14 protein-coding genes are annotated in these 15015 nt (G+C 61.7%); 5 read left to right on the forward strand and 9 right to left on the reverse strand.

Going from position 1 to position 15015, the window contains the following annotated elements; translation table 11 throughout:
* Window positions 1-254: 254 nt before the first annotated feature.
* The 4 genes from N7650_RS17950 to vapB all read right to left on the reverse strand — a co-directional run bounded on the left by N7650_RS17950 (window position 255) and on the right by vapB (window position 3099).
* Window positions 255-1364: an ImmA/IrrE family metallo-endopeptidase gene (locus N7650_RS17950; protein WP_279899348.1), complete on the reverse strand. Its 1110-nt coding sequence runs from the start codon at window positions 1362-1364 to the stop codon at window positions 255-257.
* Window positions 1365-1369: 5 nt separating this feature from the next.
* Entirely contained in the window at window positions 1370-1963 is a 594-nt protein-coding gene (locus N7650_RS17955; RefSeq protein WP_279899349.1) for a hypothetical protein, read from the reverse strand.
* 498 nt (window positions 1964-2461) lie between these two features.
* Window positions 2462-2872 carry a type II toxin-antitoxin system VapC family toxin gene (locus N7650_RS17960; protein WP_279899350.1) on the reverse strand — a complete coding sequence of 137 codons (411 nt, stop codon included), beginning with the start codon at window positions 2870-2872 and terminating at the stop codon, window positions 2462-2464.
* A complete protein-coding gene (vapB, locus tag N7650_RS17965; RefSeq protein ID WP_009404230.1) occupies window positions 2869-3099 on the reverse strand; it encodes a type II toxin-antitoxin system VapB family antitoxin in 231 nt (76 codons plus the stop codon). The genes N7650_RS17960 and vapB overlap by 4 nt, the downstream gene beginning before the upstream one ends.
* Window positions 3100-3302: 203 nt before the next feature.
* Between vapB and N7650_RS17970 the strand changes: the two genes are divergently transcribed.
* A complete protein-coding gene (locus N7650_RS17970; RefSeq protein WP_009404229.1) occupies window positions 3303-4061 on the forward strand; it encodes a FadR/GntR family transcriptional regulator in 759 nt (252 codons plus the stop codon).
* A 47-nt stretch (window positions 4062-4108) separates the two neighbouring features.
* Here N7650_RS17970 and N7650_RS17975 read toward each other — a convergent pair whose 3' ends face one another.
* The 5 genes from N7650_RS17975 to N7650_RS17995 form a co-directional block, all read right to left on the reverse strand.
* On the reverse strand, window positions 4109-5692 hold the full coding sequence (locus N7650_RS17975; protein ID WP_279899352.1) for an aldehyde dehydrogenase (NADP(+)): 1584 nt from the start codon (window positions 5690-5692) through the stop codon (window positions 4109-4111).
* Window positions 5693-5785: 93 nt separating this feature from the next.
* A complete protein-coding gene (gene garD, locus N7650_RS17980; RefSeq protein ID WP_009404225.1) occupies window positions 5786-7339 on the reverse strand; it encodes a galactarate dehydratase in 1554 nt (517 codons plus the stop codon).
* Between the two features lie 79 nt (window positions 7340-7418).
* Window positions 7419-8786 carry an MFS transporter gene (locus N7650_RS17985; protein WP_279899353.1) on the reverse strand — a complete coding sequence of 456 codons (1368 nt, stop codon included), beginning with the start codon at window positions 8784-8786 and terminating at the stop codon, window positions 7419-7421.
* Window positions 8787-8892: 106 nt separating this feature from the next.
* Entirely contained in the window at window positions 8893-9804 is a 912-nt protein-coding gene (gene kdgD / locus N7650_RS17990; RefSeq protein WP_009404223.1) for a 5-dehydro-4-deoxyglucarate dehydratase, read from the reverse strand.
* Window positions 9805-10047: 243 nt separating this feature from the next.
* Window positions 10048-10848: a helix-turn-helix transcriptional regulator gene (locus tag N7650_RS17995; protein ID WP_279899357.1), complete on the reverse strand. Its 801-nt coding sequence runs from the start codon at window positions 10846-10848 to the stop codon at window positions 10048-10050.
* An 82-nt stretch (window positions 10849-10930) separates the two neighbouring features.
* Between N7650_RS17995 and panB the strand changes: the two genes are divergently transcribed.
* The 4 genes from panB (at window position 10931) to N7650_RS18015 (ending at window position 15006) form a co-directional block, all read left to right on the forward strand.
* Window positions 10931-11752, forward strand: a complete 822-nt coding sequence (gene panB, locus N7650_RS18000) for a 3-methyl-2-oxobutanoate hydroxymethyltransferase (RefSeq protein WP_009404221.1) — start codon at window positions 10931-10933, stop codon at window positions 11750-11752.
* Window positions 11753-11791: 39 nt separating this feature from the next.
* Window positions 11792-12253: an Lrp/AsnC family transcriptional regulator gene (locus N7650_RS18005; protein ID WP_075801626.1), complete on the forward strand. Its 462-nt coding sequence runs from the start codon at window positions 11792-11794 to the stop codon at window positions 12251-12253.
* A gap of 259 nt (window positions 12254-12512) precedes the next feature.
* Window positions 12513-14195, forward strand: coding sequence for an NAD(P)/FAD-dependent oxidoreductase (locus N7650_RS18010; protein WP_279899360.1), 1683 nt, complete (start codon window positions 12513-12515; stop codon window positions 14193-14195).
* Between the two features lie 13 nt (window positions 14196-14208).
* Entirely contained in the window at window positions 14209-15006 is a 798-nt protein-coding gene (locus N7650_RS18015; RefSeq protein ID WP_009404215.1) for a carbon-nitrogen hydrolase family protein, read from the forward strand.
* Window positions 15007-15015 lie beyond the last annotated feature (9 nt).

A 15015-nucleotide genomic window follows, 5' to 3' on the forward strand; every position in this document is an offset into this window, starting at 1 on the left:
CTGTCCCTCCTGCTTTATTCCTCAACCGCAATTCTAGGTAGCTAGCACAATCGTGATCTAAATCTTCAATCACTACGGCAGATTCAAGATGCTGGTAAATCATAAAGCCTTAGTCCGCCCTAAAAATTTTGTCGCATAAAAAATAAAAGGCCACTACCACCTTATAATTGGCAGTAATAGCCTCTATTAGATGAAGCCTCCGACAGTTTACGCAATAACTGCCAGATGACCTCTACCCCAAATGATCTCTTATATCAAGTCACAAGCCGCAAGTGCGGAACCCTTGGTGGGACTTGGGGGCGCTGATCGACAAAATCCTCTAAACCGGTAAGCTCTTTCAAAAAAGCAACCTTTACGTTTAGAGCCTTGGCAATCTCGCCAACACCGATCCCTCTCTTTTCGGCCAAAACAAACAGTGACCTAGCGAGCATTTCTGGAGGTTCCTGAGATATCAGATAATCTTCCTTCTCCCCGTTGGACTCTCCGTACTTTTTGAGAGTTATAACTCCAGTCTTGTATTGAGACTCCGTAATTAGATCTAGCTGCTTAGCTCTGTACAGAATAGCGGCCTTACTGACTTTCCAGGTCAGTTTAAATTCACGCATCCCTTTCCAGTCTAGTCTAGTACCATTTGGACGCGGAAATAATTTAGCCATCATAGTGCGCGGCAGCAGCAGCGCACTAGCAAAGCGGTTTGCTTGATTTTCAGTGACGCGATCGCCTGTAACGATACCTTCATGCATCACTAGATGCCCTAACTCATGCGCAATGTCAAACCGCTGTCGGCATGCACTCTCTTTTGCAGTGTTCCTAACTATAAAAGGTCTTTCCACAGAAACTGAGAGCGCGTCGATTTCTTTGGAAATACCGGAGAATGTAGTAACCACAGCTCCTAGGTTCTCTGCCAATCTGGTCATACTACCAATTGGCGCAAGCCCAAGATCCCACTCACTTCGGCACCGCTCCGCTGCACGCTCAATGTCCTCGTACGTCTGAATCTGAGCAATACTTGGAATTTTCACTTCCGGCAATCGAAGCTCCTGTTCGAGAAATCGAATCAGGGAGTCAATCATTTCACCGCGCGCAACAGCAACTTGTTTTATAGTATTTTTTGTAGTGAGTAGTTTTCTAAAGTGAAACTGGTCTTCGTGAAGCCTATTACTTCTAGGCGCAAAAAAACCCACCTCGACATCAAGTGCATCTGCAAGGTCGTACGCTAGCTGCTCAGTGGGCTTACCCTGCCCGGTTTCAAGCTTATGCAAGTACTGGCGGGTTTTCCCTACCTTTTCAGCAACCTCTTCAAGAGCTAGCCCGCTAAATACGCGGGCTAGTCTTAGGGATGCTCCATCAAATAAAACGTTCATCTATTTCACTCGTTTTGAGCGTCTCTATCTTTCCGGACAGTGTCTTCCCGCACCTCGACTGCTGCTGGGGGAAGCTCTTTGGCCTTAGGCACGTCGCTGTCCACAGAATGGAGGATTGGTCCAGAGGAACCATAGGCCCACTGAGAGATCTTTTCCTGAAATGCGTTGTAGCCAATCAGAAAAACTCGATCCTCGTCATCCTCAGTTAGAGCTCGCTCAACGACAAAACGCCACATAACAGGATCATTTTCATCTGGAGAGAAGAGATCATCAACCGCATTTCTCTTGAAGAACCCCGGTTTTCCCGGCAGCTCAGGATCATCACGGAAAAAGCGACATGGCACATTGCCAATACGGAAAGTGACATCCATGCCAGGGCTGGCGAGACTTAGCCAGTCATACTTGCCGCCCATGCAAAGATGGATCAGCATGTTGCGGGACCGTCCAAATACCGCTGTCTCTTGGGTATACGTATCGTCAAACGGGGAAGCCATCTCGCGGATGGTGCTATAACGAATGTCGAGCAGCGGCTCAGCAATTTTCGCCAGGCGATCGTCGGTAAGGTCCGGGTAAAACGAAGAAGGATGTCGATAGGTCATAGCGATTCCTGGCAAAAATCGGTTTTTGTCAACCGAGAGAATCTGGCAATTTCGGGATTTTGTCAACCTGAAACAATCCAATAAACGCCGGTGATGCTTTAAGGTCGATAACCCGAGACCAAGGCAGCTCTGCTGCCGCAGCCGGTCGAGGGTTGGGGCGCAGGATTTGAGCCGAACCACGATAACACCGACATCAAGCCGGACGCGTGTGCCGCTATAGCAAAGGTACACTAGCGGTACAGCACGAAGGTCCTCCCCTGTAACGTACCGTTCGCTAACGTACTGATTGCCTTGTACTTTCACGTACTGTACCGTTTCCTCGTGTAACCCAATGAAACCTAGCGTAGCGGTGTCATTGGCGAACTCATAATCCTTTGGTCCACGGTTCGAGTCCGTGTGGGCCCACCAGGTACGACAAAGCCGCGCGAATGCGCGGCTTTTGTGTTTCAGGGAGGGCGACTGCTTGCTCAGGTGCAGCGGAAGTTCAGTGGCGAGGTCTCAAACCCAGTCCTCATAGGCAAGGCCATGAACACGGCCAAACTCACGCACATTATTTGTCACCAGGGTACAACCGATAGCGATCGCATGCCCCGCTATGGCGGTGTCATTAGGGCCGATAGGTGTTCCGGCACTAGTCAAGGCCTCCATCACTTGAACTGTCGCATCGACCGCGTGCTGATCCCACGGCAGCACCGCATCCAGCCGTTTCACAAACTCGTCAACCAGCATCCTGTGCTTGGGCGATGCCTTCTTGCCGATCTGCCCGTAGCGCATCTCTGCGTAGGTGATGGCGGAGATGACAATTCGGTTCCCCTTTATAACCTCGGCAACCAGGCGCTTGATCACCGCTTCCGGATGCTCGCGCATGATGAATGAGCAGATGCAGGTATCGAGCATGTACGTGGTCACTGATTGAACCTGCCTTCATCACCGACTACTGAGGCACGCTCTTGCAAAAAGTCCTCATCAGCCTTCGGCAGCTCGGAGAGGGATGCCCAGGATGGCCGCACAGGACGCAGCGTGATCACATCACCTTCGCGTGAAATCTCGAGCTCTCCGACGCCCTCGTAGGCCATGTCGGCAGGCAATCGGACGGCCTGGTTCTTGCCGTTTTTAAAAATAGAGACAGTGCGCATGGATAGCACCTCAGGCATATGTTAGGCATAGGCAAAATATAGGCTTCTGTTTTGATGTATGCAACCCAAGTCCCATGAAGCAATCAGATCCGACCAAGCCAACCCTTACCGTCCTTTCTTTATCCTTTTCCCCACTCCGCCCATGTGATCGTACAACTCCATCGGCTATGATGACGGTTATTTTTCTACGTGAATGACAAGGCATGACAGAGCAGCAGGTACAGGTGCGAGGCCGGCGCAAGCCGCGTAGCCTGGCCCAGGAACTGGTCGCGGTGCTGACCGAGCGGATTCGCAGCGGGCAATTGAAGCGCGGCGACAAGCTTCCCACCGAGTCGCAGATCATGGCCGAGGAAGGCGTGAGCCGGACGGTGGTGCGTGAAGCCATCTCCCGTTTGCAGGCCTCCGGCCAGGTGGAAACCCGCCATGGTATCGGCACCTTCGTGCTCGACCAGCCCGTCGGCGGCAGTTTCCGCATCGATCCGGCCACCATCGTGACGCTGCGCGAGGTTCTTTCGGTACTGGAGCTGCGCATCGCCCTGGAGGTCGAGTCGGCCGGCCTGGCCGCGCAACGCCGGAGCGATGAGGCCCTGGCCGGAATGCGCGCGGCACTGGACGAACTGAACGAGGGGGCTTCCCATGCCTCCGATGCGGTATCGGCGGACTTCCAGTTCCACCTGCAGATCGCCCAGGCCAGCGGCAACCATTACTTTGCCGACATCATCAATCACCTGGGCACCAGCATCATTCCGCGCACGCGGCTGAACTCCGCGCGCCTGGCCCATGATGACCAACCCCACTACATGAGCCGCCTGAGCCACGAGCACGAGGCGATCTACGAGGCCATTGCCCGCCGCGACAGCGAAGGGGCGAAGATGGCCATGCGCATGCACCTGAGCAATAGCCGCGAGCGTTTGCGCCAGGCCCATGAAGACGCCGAGCAGCAGCAAAGCCAGAGCGCCTGAAACGAACAAGCCCCGCAATCGCGGGGCTTGTTCGTTTCAGGCGAGTTTCAGGCGATCACGCCGTCATTCCATTGGCCGTTGACCAGCCGGCGCAGGCGCAGCGGGTTGGCGTCGCGCAGCGCTTCAGGCAACAGCGATTGCGGGTAGTTCTGGTAGCACACCGGGCGCAGGAAGCGGTCGATGGCCAGGCTGCCCACCGAGGTGCCACGGGCATCGGACGTTGCCGGGTACGGCCCGCCATGGACCATGGCGTCGCAGACTTCGACACCGGTCGGGTAACCGTTGATAAGGATACGGCCGACCTTCTCTTCCAGCAGCGGCACCAGCCAGGCGAAGGCTTCGAAGTCTTCCGGCTCGCCGATCAGGGTAGCGGTCAGTTGGCCACGCAGGCCCAGCAGGGCGCTGCGCAGTTGCTCATCATCGGCGACCTCGACCACCACGGTGGCCGGCCCGAAGACTTCCTCCTGCAACAGCGGATCGGAATCCACCAGCAGACGGGCGTCGGCCTTGAACAACTGGGCCCGTGCCTGGCTGCCTTGCTGCGGCTGACCGGCCAGGTGCTGGATGCCGGCATGTGCCTGCAGGTGTTCCAGGCCACCGACATAGCTGCGCAGCCCACCCGCATTGAGCATGGTCTGCCCGGCCTGCTGGTCCAGATGCCCGCCAAGGTCGCCCAGCAGCTTGCTGAATCCGGACGACTGCAGACCGATGACCAGGCCCGGGTTGGTGCAGAACTGACCACCGCCCAGGGTCACCGAGCCAGCCAGCTCACGGGCGATCGCTTCACCACGCTTGGCCAGCGCGCCCGGGAGGATGATCACCGGGTTGATGCTGGACATCTCGGCGAACACCGGGATCGGCTGCGCACGCCCCGCTGCCATGCGGCACAGGGCATCGCCGCCTTTGAGCGAGCCGGTGAAGCCGACCGCCTGGATTGCCGGGTGCTTGACCAGCCACTCGCCGACGCCGCCACCGAAGACCATGTTGAACACACCCTTGGGCATACCGGTGCGCTCGGCGGCGCGCTGGATGGCGCAGGCGACCAGGTCAGCCGTGGCCATATGGCCGCTGTGGGCCTTGAACACCACCGGGCAACCGGCGGCCAGGGCCGCAGCGGTATCGCCACCCGCCGTGGAGAACGCCAGCGGGAAGTTGCTCGCGCCGAACACCGCGACCGGGCCTACGCCGATGCGCATCTGGCGGATATCCACGCGCGGAAGCGGTTGACGCTCCGGCAAGGCCAGGTCGATGCGCGCACCGAGGAAGTCACCGCGGCGCAGCACCTGGGCGAACAGGCGCATCTGCCCGCTGGTACGACCGCGCTCGCCCTGGATACGCGCAGCCGGAAGCGCCGTTTCGCGGCAGACGATGGCGACGAAGGCATCGTCCAGCTCATCCAGCTCGGCGGCAATGGCGTCGAGGAATTCGGCGCGGCGGGCCGGGGATAGTTGGCGGAATTCGGCGAAGGCGGCCGCGGCAGCCTGGGCGGCCTGGTCCACTTCGCCCTCGGTGGCCTGGGCGAAGCTGTACGGCAGGGCTTCGCCGGTGGTGGCGTCGAGGCTTTGAAGACGTTGCGCGCCAGCGGCGCTGCGCTGGCCGGCGATGAAGTTGTGGCCGAGGATCTCTGGCATTTCGGGGCTCCTGTGGACAAAGGGTGAGTCAGTGGGAGCTGTATTGCCTGGTAGATAGCAATCGCTGGCAAGCCAGCTCCCACAAGGATCGCGTTAGGTAATGGGTGCCGGATTGAACAGGGTGATGTCGTTATGCAGCCTGTGCTGCTCGGCCCAGGTCTGCTTGCGGCCGCTGGCGACGTCCAGGTAGTAGTGGAACAGCTCCCAGCCCAGTTCCTCGATGGTGGCGCGGCCCGAGGCGATGCGGCCGGCGTCTATATCGATCAGGTCGGGCCAGCGCTGGGCCAGCTCGGTGCGGGTGCAGACCTTGACCACCGGGGCCATGGCCAGGCCATAGGGCGTGCCGCGCCCGGTGGTGAACACGTGCAGGTTCATCCCGGCAGCCAGTTGCAGGGTGCCACAAACGAAATCGCTGGCCGGCGTGGCACAGAAGATCAGGCCCTTGCGCTCCACCCGTTCGCCAGGCCCGAGCACGCCCTGGATAGCGCCGCTGCCGGACTTGACGATGGAACCAAGGGATTTCTCGACGATGTTCGACAGCCCGCCCTTCTTGTTGCCCGGCGTGGTGTTGGCGCTACGGTCGGCTTCACCGCTTTGCAGGTAGCGGTCGTACCAGTCCATCTCGCGCACCAGCGCTTCGGCCACCTCCGGCGTTTCGGCGCGGGAGGTGAGCATGTAGATGGCATCGCGCACTTCGGTGACTTCCGAGAACAGCACCGTGGCACCGGCGCGTACCAGCAGGTCGGCGGCATAGCCGAGGGCCGGGTTGGCGGTGATGCCGGAGAAGGCATCGCTGCCGCCGCACTGCATGCCGAGGATCAGCTCGCTGGCCGGCACGGTTTCGCGCTTGCGCTGGTTCAGCTTGATCAGGCGCGCTTCGGCCAGGGCCATGATCTGCTCGATCATTTCCACGAAGCCGAGGCTGGCGTCCTGCAGCCTGTAGAGCCAGGGCTCGCTGAGGTCCACCGATGGATCGTTATCGTGCATGACCTGGCCGGCCTGGAGCTTTTCGCAGCCCAGGCTGATGACCAGCGCTTCACCTCCCAGGTTGGGATTGCGCGCCAGGTTGCGCACGGTGCGGATCGGGATGTAGGCATCGCGGGCGTTGATCGCCACGCCGCAGCCGTAGCTGTGGGTCAGGGCGACCACGTCGTCGACGTTGGGATACCTGGGCAACAGTTCCTCGCGGATGCGCTTGACCGCGTGATCGAGCACACCGGTCACGCATTGCACGGTGGTGGTGATGCCGAGGATGTTGCGCGTGCCCACCGTACCGTCGGCGTTGCGGTAACCCTCGAAGGTGTAGCCGTCCAGCGGCGGCAGGGCCTCCGGCACCGCGTCGCAGCGCGGCAGGCTGTCCAGCTCCGGCGCAGCCGGCATGGCCAGTTGGCTTTCCTTGACCCAGCTACCCTGGCGCAGGTCTTCCAGGGCGTAGCCGATGATCTGGCCGTAGCGGCGCACCGGCTCGCCCTTGGCGATATTCACCACCGCCACCTTATGGCTTTGCGGCACGCCTTCGACCAGGGTCAGGCCATCGGCGAAGCGGGCGCCTTCGCCCAGACCGCCATCATTGACCACCACCACGACGTTATCGTCGTCGTGCAGGCGGACATAGCGAGGCGAGTCGGAAGTTTCGATCAACTGCATGGTGGTGCCCTTCTTGTTATTTCCCAGGCTTTGTTCATCCGCGACGCCCGGCTACAAGGCCAGGCATCGCGTGGTCTGCTTAGCGGGCGGACTCGGCCAGTTTGCCCGATGACGCCGCTACCGCTTCATCCTTCGGTGCATCGCGCAGTTCGATCCGCTTGATCGGGCCGACGATCACCAGGTAGCTGAATACCGCCACCAGTGCGTTGGCGCCCACGTACACCAGGGCCCACTTGAACGAGCCTGTGGCGCTGATGATGTAGCCGATGATGATCGGCGTGGTGATCGAGGAGATATTGCCGAAGGTGTTGAACATGCCACCCGACAGACCGGCGATCTGCTTCGGCGAAGTGTCCGAGACCACCGCCCAGCCCAGCGCGCCGAGGCCTTTGCCGAAGAACGCCAGGGCCATGATCGCGACCACCATCCACTCGGCGTCCACATAGTTGCAGATCACCATCGAGGTCGAGAGCAGCAGGCCAATGACGATCGGCGCCTTGCGCGCGAAGGTCAGGGAATTGCCGCGACGCAGCAGATGATCGGAGATCACCCCGCCGAGCACGCCACCGATGAAGCCGCAGATCGCCGGCAGCGAGGCGATGAAGCCGGCCTTGAGGATCGACATGCCGCGTTCCTGCACCAGGTACACGGGGAACCAGGTGAGGAAAAAGTAGGTGATGGCGTTGATGCAGTACTGGCCGAGGTAAACGCCCATCATCATGCGGCTGGACAGCAACTGCTTGATGTAGCCCCACTTCGGCCCGCTGGCACCGGCCGCCCTGGGTTTGTCCATATCCACCAGGCCACCGTTCTTCTCGATGTGCTCGAGTTCCGGGGCACCGATCATCGGGTGCTCCTTGGGGTTGTACACCAGCTTCAGCCAGATTCCGGAGAAGACGATGCCGATGGCACCCATGACGATGAACACGTGCTCCCAGCCCCAGGCATGGACGATCCAGCCCATCAGCGGAGCGAACAGCACGGTGGCGAAGTATTGCGCCGAGTTGAAGATCGCCGAGGCGGTACCGCGTTCGGCGGTCGGGAACCAGGCCGCGACGATCCGTGCGTTGCCCGGGAAGGACGGCGCTTCGGCGAAGCCGACCAGGAAACGCAGCATGAACAGGGCGATGATCGCGTTGGCTACCGGCATGTAGCCGACGAAGCCTTGCAGCACGGTGAACATCGACCAGGTGAAGATACTTAAGGCATAGATCTTCTTCGAGCCGAAGCGGTCGAGCAGCCAGCCACCGGGAATCTGGCCCAGCACGTAGGCCCAGCCGAACGCCGAGAAGATATAACCGAGGGTGACAGCATCGATGCCGAGGTCCTTCTGCAGGCTCGAGCCGGCAATGGAGATGGTTGCGCGGTCGGCGTAGTTGATCGTGGTCACCAGGAACAGCATGAACAGGATCAGATAGCGGACATGCGTCTTTTTAGTCGCGTGCATCTGAAGGTACTCCCACTAATTATTCTTGTGCGGGCTCTTGAGTTGTAGGCCGGAACGGGGGCTTCCCGCTCCGGTGCGCGGCTTTTGGCAGGCCGCGGGGTCGCGCTTATTGCGGGCCCATCTTGTCCATCAAGGCTGCGAGCAGCTCGAATTCTTCAGGGGTCAGGTCGGTCAGCGGAGTGCGTACCGGGCCTGCGTCGTAACCGGCGATCTTGGCACCGGCCTTGACGATGCTGACGGCGTAGCCGGCCTTGCGGTTGCGCAGTTCCAGGTACGGCAGGAAGAAATCGTCGATCAGCTTGCCAACGGTGGCGTGGTCGTCACGGGCGATGGCGTTGTAGAAGTCCATCGCGGTTTTCGGCACGAAGTTGAACACTGCGGACGAGTAGACCGGCACGCCCAGGGCCTTGTAGGCAGCAGCATAAACCTCGGCGGTCGGCAAACCACCCAGGTAGCTGAAGCGATCGCCCAGGCGGCGACGAATCGACACCATCAGCTCGATGTCACCTAGGCCGTCCTTGTAGCCGACCAGGTTCGGGCAGCGCTCGGCCAGGCGTTCCAGTTGCACGGCGTTCAGGCGGCAGACATTGCGGTTGTAGACCACCACGCCGATCTTCACCGATTTGCACACCGCCTCCACATGGGCGGCAACGCCGTCCTGGCTGGCTTCGGTCAGGTAGTGCGGCAACAGCAGCAGACCCTTGGCGCCAAGGCGTTCGGCTTCCTGGGCGTATTCGATGGCCTGGCGGGTGGAGCCGCCAACGCCGGCGAGGATCGGCACGGAGCCGGCGCAGGTATCGACGGCGGTCTTGATTACCTGGCTGTATTCGCTGGCAGCCAGGGAGAAGAACTCACCGGTACCGCCGGCGGCGAACAGGGCAGTGGCGCCGTACGGGGCGAGCCATTCCAGACGCTTGATGTAGCCGGCCTGGTGGAAGTCGCCCTGGGCGTTGAAGTCGGTGACAGGGAAAGACAGCAAGCCATGGGAGAGGACGGTGCGCAGTTCTTGTGGGGTCATTGTTGTAGGCATCCTGTGGCGCTTTGGTGGAGAAAAGGAATATCGAAGTGGATGTAGGTTATCGTACAAGTTGTACGATGACTAGCCCCTGAGACAGGCTAAATCCACCAGTCATCCGATCTCAACCGACCACTCATCCCTTTTCTACGCCCGAAAAGGCTGTCCAGCGGGGCCGAAATGCTTGGCAGGACCTTGCAGCCACGCACCAGCACCGCCACGTTATCGTACAACCTCCTGAGCATACTAAGCGCCAGCGCGTCGCGTGCTCGCCGACTTGAACGCCCCCGGCGTTTCGCCGTACTGGCGCTGGAACAAGGCGATAAAGGCCGACACCGAGTCATAACCCAGCTCGTTGGCCACCGCCGTGACGCTGCCGCCCTGCTCCAGCATCGGCAGCGCGGCCAGCAGGCGCAGGCGCTGGCGCCAGGTCTGGAATGGCATCTGTGTCTGCGCCTGGAACAGCCGCGCCAGGGTCCGGCGCGAGGCGCCCACCTGCTGCGCCCAGTCCTCGATGCTGCGGTTGTCTTCCGGGCTCATCTGCAAAGCGTCGGTGATCCGCCGCAGGCGCGGGTCGCTGGGCAGCGGCAGGCTGAAGGGCGCCTCCGGCAACTCGCGGATCTCATCTACCAGCACCTGCAACAGCCGCGCCTGCGGGCCTTGTTCCGGATAGTCGTTGCCGAAGCCGCTGGCCTTCTCGATCAGTTCGCGCACCAACGGCGTCACCTGCACCACCGAGCATTCGCGACGGTAGCCGTTGAGCACGGTGTCGCTCAGGTACAGGCTGCGAAAAGCCAGGGCACGCTCGCTGTAGACGGTGTGGCGCAAGCCGGCGGGAATCCACATGCCGCACTGCGGCGGCAGGAGGAAATTGTACTGTTCGGTCAGCACCTGCATGCTCCCGGCGCCCGCGTAGGTGAACTGCACCCACTCATGGCTGTGCATCTCGATCCGGTAACCCGCCGGGATGTCGAACATGCGCCCATGCACCGGCCGCTCGAGCTGCTCTGGCACGGGCGGTACGAGGTCTTGTCCCGTTTGCTGCATTGATCGTCTCCTTTGCTCAAGTGAGCCACAGAGACCGATGTTAGCCTGCGTCGGGTCTGGTTGAACAACAGGAGCTTCGTCAATGAGCACGCAGATCGGCCAAAGCCGCCTGAACATTCCCGCCCTCCGCCAGCGCAAGGGCGCCGGCAGCCTGGTGGTGCTCACCGCCTACAGCCTGCCGATGGCGCGCTGGGTCGATGCCCATGCCGACATCATCATCGTCGGCGACTCGGTGGGCATGGTGCTCTACGGCATGCCCAGCACCCTCGGCGTCACCCTCGACATGATGATCGCCCACGGCCAGGCGGTAATGCGCGGTGCGCAGCGCGCCTGCGTGGTAGTGGACATGCCGTTCGGCAGCTACCAGGCGTCGTTGGAGCAAGCCTTCATGAATGCCGCGAAGGTACTGCGCGAGACCGGCGCCCAAGGCATCAAGCTCGAAGGCGGCGAGGAGATGGCCGCGACCGTGGCGTATCTGGTGCAGCGCGGGATTCCGGTGATGGCCCATGTCGGCCTGATGCCGCAGCAGGTCAACGCACTGGGCGGCTTCAAGGCGCAGGGACGGGATGAGGAAAGTGCCGCGCGGGTACGTCGCGATGCGCTGGCCATGCAGGCGGCAGGCGCCTTCTCCATCGTCCTCGAAGGCATTGCCGAGCCGCTGGCCCGGCTGCTGAGCGAGGAGCTGGAGATTCCTGCCATCGGTATCGGCGCTTCGCCTGCCTGTGACGGGCAGGTCCTGGTAACCGAGGACCTGCTGGGGCTGTTCGGCGAGTACCAGCCGCGCTTCGTCAAGCGCTACGCCGAGCTGGGCGGGGCGATAGACCAGGCCTTGGGCGAATACGCACGGGAGGTGCGCGACGGGCAGTTCCCGGGGCTCGAGCACTGCTTCAAGGCGGCGGGTTGAGTACACTGGGCAGGTCCGCGCCTTGCCCTTGAGAAATTCATGTCCGATAGCCGCACCCTCGCCCTCGACGAAATCGACCGCCAGTTGATCGCCGCCCTGCAGATCAACGCCCGCGAAAGCGTCGCCACCCTCGCCCGCCAGCTGGGCATCGCGCGCACCACCGTGACCTCGCGGATTGCGCGGCTGGAGAAGAGCAAGGTCATCAGCGGCTATGGCGTGCGCCTCGGGCAGCGCGTCATCGATGGCGGCTTGCAGGCCTATGTGGGTATCACCGTGCAGCCCCGCGCCGGGCGCGAGATCGTGCGGCGGCTGAGTGCCATGGGGCAGGTGCAGCAGCTGTGCGCGGTGAGTGGGGAATTCGATTATGTGGCGTGGCTGAGGAGTGACTCGCCGGAGCAGCTGGATCAGTTGCTGGACCAGATCGGCAGCCTGGAGGGGGTGGAGAAGACCACGACCTCCATCATCCTCAGCAGCAAAGTGGATCGCGGGCAGCCTGTTTGATTGGTGGTGTCTTCGATCGCTGGCAAGCCAGCTCCCACAGGTTGGCGTTGCATGCGGTTCCTGTGGGAGCTGGCTTGCCAGCGATGAGGCCATAAGACTCACCACACCTGTCACTATGCAAAAACCCACGGTCATATCGACCCAAAAACCCACAAAACGACAACACTCTGCATCTTAATAACGAACACCCACCTCCCTAAAATTGACCACCAGGCATTTCCTATACTCAGGCTCCCCAGCCCCCCTGGCAGGTCTCCTCATGAACAAGAACAACCGCCACCCCGCCGATGGCAAGAAGCCCGTTACCATCTTCGGCCCCGACTTTCCCTTCGCCTTCGACGACTGGATCGAGCACCCTGCCGGCCTCGGCAGCATCCCGGCCGAGCGCCATGGCGAGGAGGTGGCGATCGTCGGTGCCGGCATCGCGGGCCTGGTGGCGGCGTATGAATTGATGAAACTCGGCCTCAAGCCCGTCGTCTACGAGGCCTCGAAGATGGGCGGCCGCCTGCGCTCGCAAGCCTTTGCCGGTACCGAAGGCATCGTCGCCGAGCTGGGCGGCATGCGCTTCCCGGTGTCATCGACGGCGTTCTATCACTACGTCGACAAGCTCGGCCTGGAGACCAGGCCGTTCCCCAACCCGCTGACCCCAGCCTCCGGCAGCACGGTGATCGACCTCGAAGGCAAGACCTGGTACGCCGAAAAAGCCGCTGATCTGCCCGCCCTGTTCCAGGAAGTCGCCGACGCCTGGGCCGATGCCCTGGAGGACGGTGCGCGCTTCGGCGATATCCAGCAGGCCATCCGCGACCGCGACGTACCGCGCCTGAAGGAACTGTGGAACACCCTGGTACCGTTATGGGACGACCGCACCTTCTACGACTTCGTCGCCACCTCGAAAGCCTTTGCCAAACTCAGCTTCCTGCACCGCGAGGTGTTCGGCCAGGTCGGCTTCGGCACCGGCGGCTGGGACTCGGACTTCCCCAACTCGATGCTGGAAATCTTCCGCGTGGTCATGACCAACTGCGACGACCACCAGCACCTGATCGTCGGCGGCGTCGAGCAGGTGCCGCTGGGCATCTGGAAACATGTGCCGCAGCGCTGCGCCCATTGGCCGCAAGGCACCAGCCTGGCCTCGCTGCACCGTGGCGCACCGCGCCCCGGGGTCAAGCGCATCGCCCGCAACGAGGACGGCAGCCTGGCGGTTACCGACAACTGGGGTGACACGCGCCATTACGCTGCGGTGCTGACCACTTGCCAGAGCTGGCTGCTGACCACCCAGATCGAATGCGAGGAATCGCTGTTCTCGCAGAAGATGTGGATGGCCCTGGACCGCACCCGCTACATGCAGTCGTCGAAGACCTTTGTGATGGTCGATCGCCCGTTCTGGAAGGACAAGGACCCGGAAACCGGTCGCGACCTGATGAGCATGACCCTCACCGACCGCCTGACCCGCGGCACCTACCTGTTCGACAACGGCGACGACAAACCGGGGGTGATCTGCCTGTCGTACTCGTGGATGAGCGACGCCCTGAAGATGCTCCCGCACCCGGTGGAAAAGCGCGTCAAGCTGGCCCTCGACGCACTGAAGAAGATCTACCCGAAGCTGGATATCGCCGGGCATATCATCGGCGACCCGATCACCGTGTCCTGGGAAGCCGACCCGTACTTCCTCGGCGCCTTCAAGGGCGCCCTGCCCGGCCACTACCGCTACAACCAGCGCATGTACGCCCACTTCATGCAGCAGGACATGCCCGTCGAACAGCGCGGCATCTTCATTGCCGGCGACGATGTATCCTGGACCCCGGCCTGGGTCGAAGGCGCGGTGCAGACCTCCTTGAACGCGGTCTGGGGCATCATGAACCACTTCGGTGGCCGCACCCACCCGGACAACCCCGGCCCGGGCGATGTATTCAACGAGATCGGCCCGATCGCCCTTCCCGACTGACAGGAGATTGCCCATGCGTATCGCCCTCTACCAGGGCTCGCCACAGCCGCTGGACCTTTCCGGCAACCTGGAGCGCCTGGAGCACCAGGCCCAGCTCGCCGCCAGCCAGGGCGCCGAACTGCTGGTCTGCCCGGAAATGTTCGTCAGCGGCTACAACATCGGCAGCGACGCGGTGGCCCGGCTGGCGGAAAAAGCGGAGGGTCCCTCGGCCCGCCGCGTCGCGGCGATTGCCCGGGGCAACGCCATCGCCATCGTCTACGGCTACCCGGAACGGGGCGAGGACCAGCGGATCTACAACAGCGTGCAGTTGATCGACGCTGGTGGCAGCCGCCTCGCCAACTACCGCAAGACCCACCTGTTCGGTGAACTCGACCGCAGCATGTTCAGCCCCGGCCCCAATCACTTCCCGGTAGTGGAACTCAATGGCTGGAAGGTCGGCATGCTGATCTGCTACGACATCGAATTCCCGGAGAACGCCCGCCGCCTGGCCCGTGACGGCGCCGAGCTGATCCTGGTGCCGACGGCGAACATGGAGCCGTTCGACTTCATCTGCCAGGTTACCGTGCGCAGCCGCGCCCACGAGAACCAGTGCTACCTGGTCTACGCCAACTACTGCGGTGCCGAAGGCGAGATCCAGTATTGCGGCCACAGCAGCATCGTCGGCCCGGACGGCAGCATTCTGGCCATGGCCGGGCGCGACAGCGCCTTGCTCGCGGCGGATATCGACCTGCAACGGGTGCATGAAGGCCGTGCCAGCAGCCCCTATCTGCAGGACCTGCGCGCCGAGCTGCATAGCGCGCCACGCAACTGATTTATCCGC

The organism is Pseudomonas sp. GD04058 (assembly GCF_029836855.1).
Classification (GTDB): domain Bacteria; phylum Pseudomonadota; class Gammaproteobacteria; order Pseudomonadales; family Pseudomonadaceae; genus Aquipseudomonas; species Aquipseudomonas bharatica.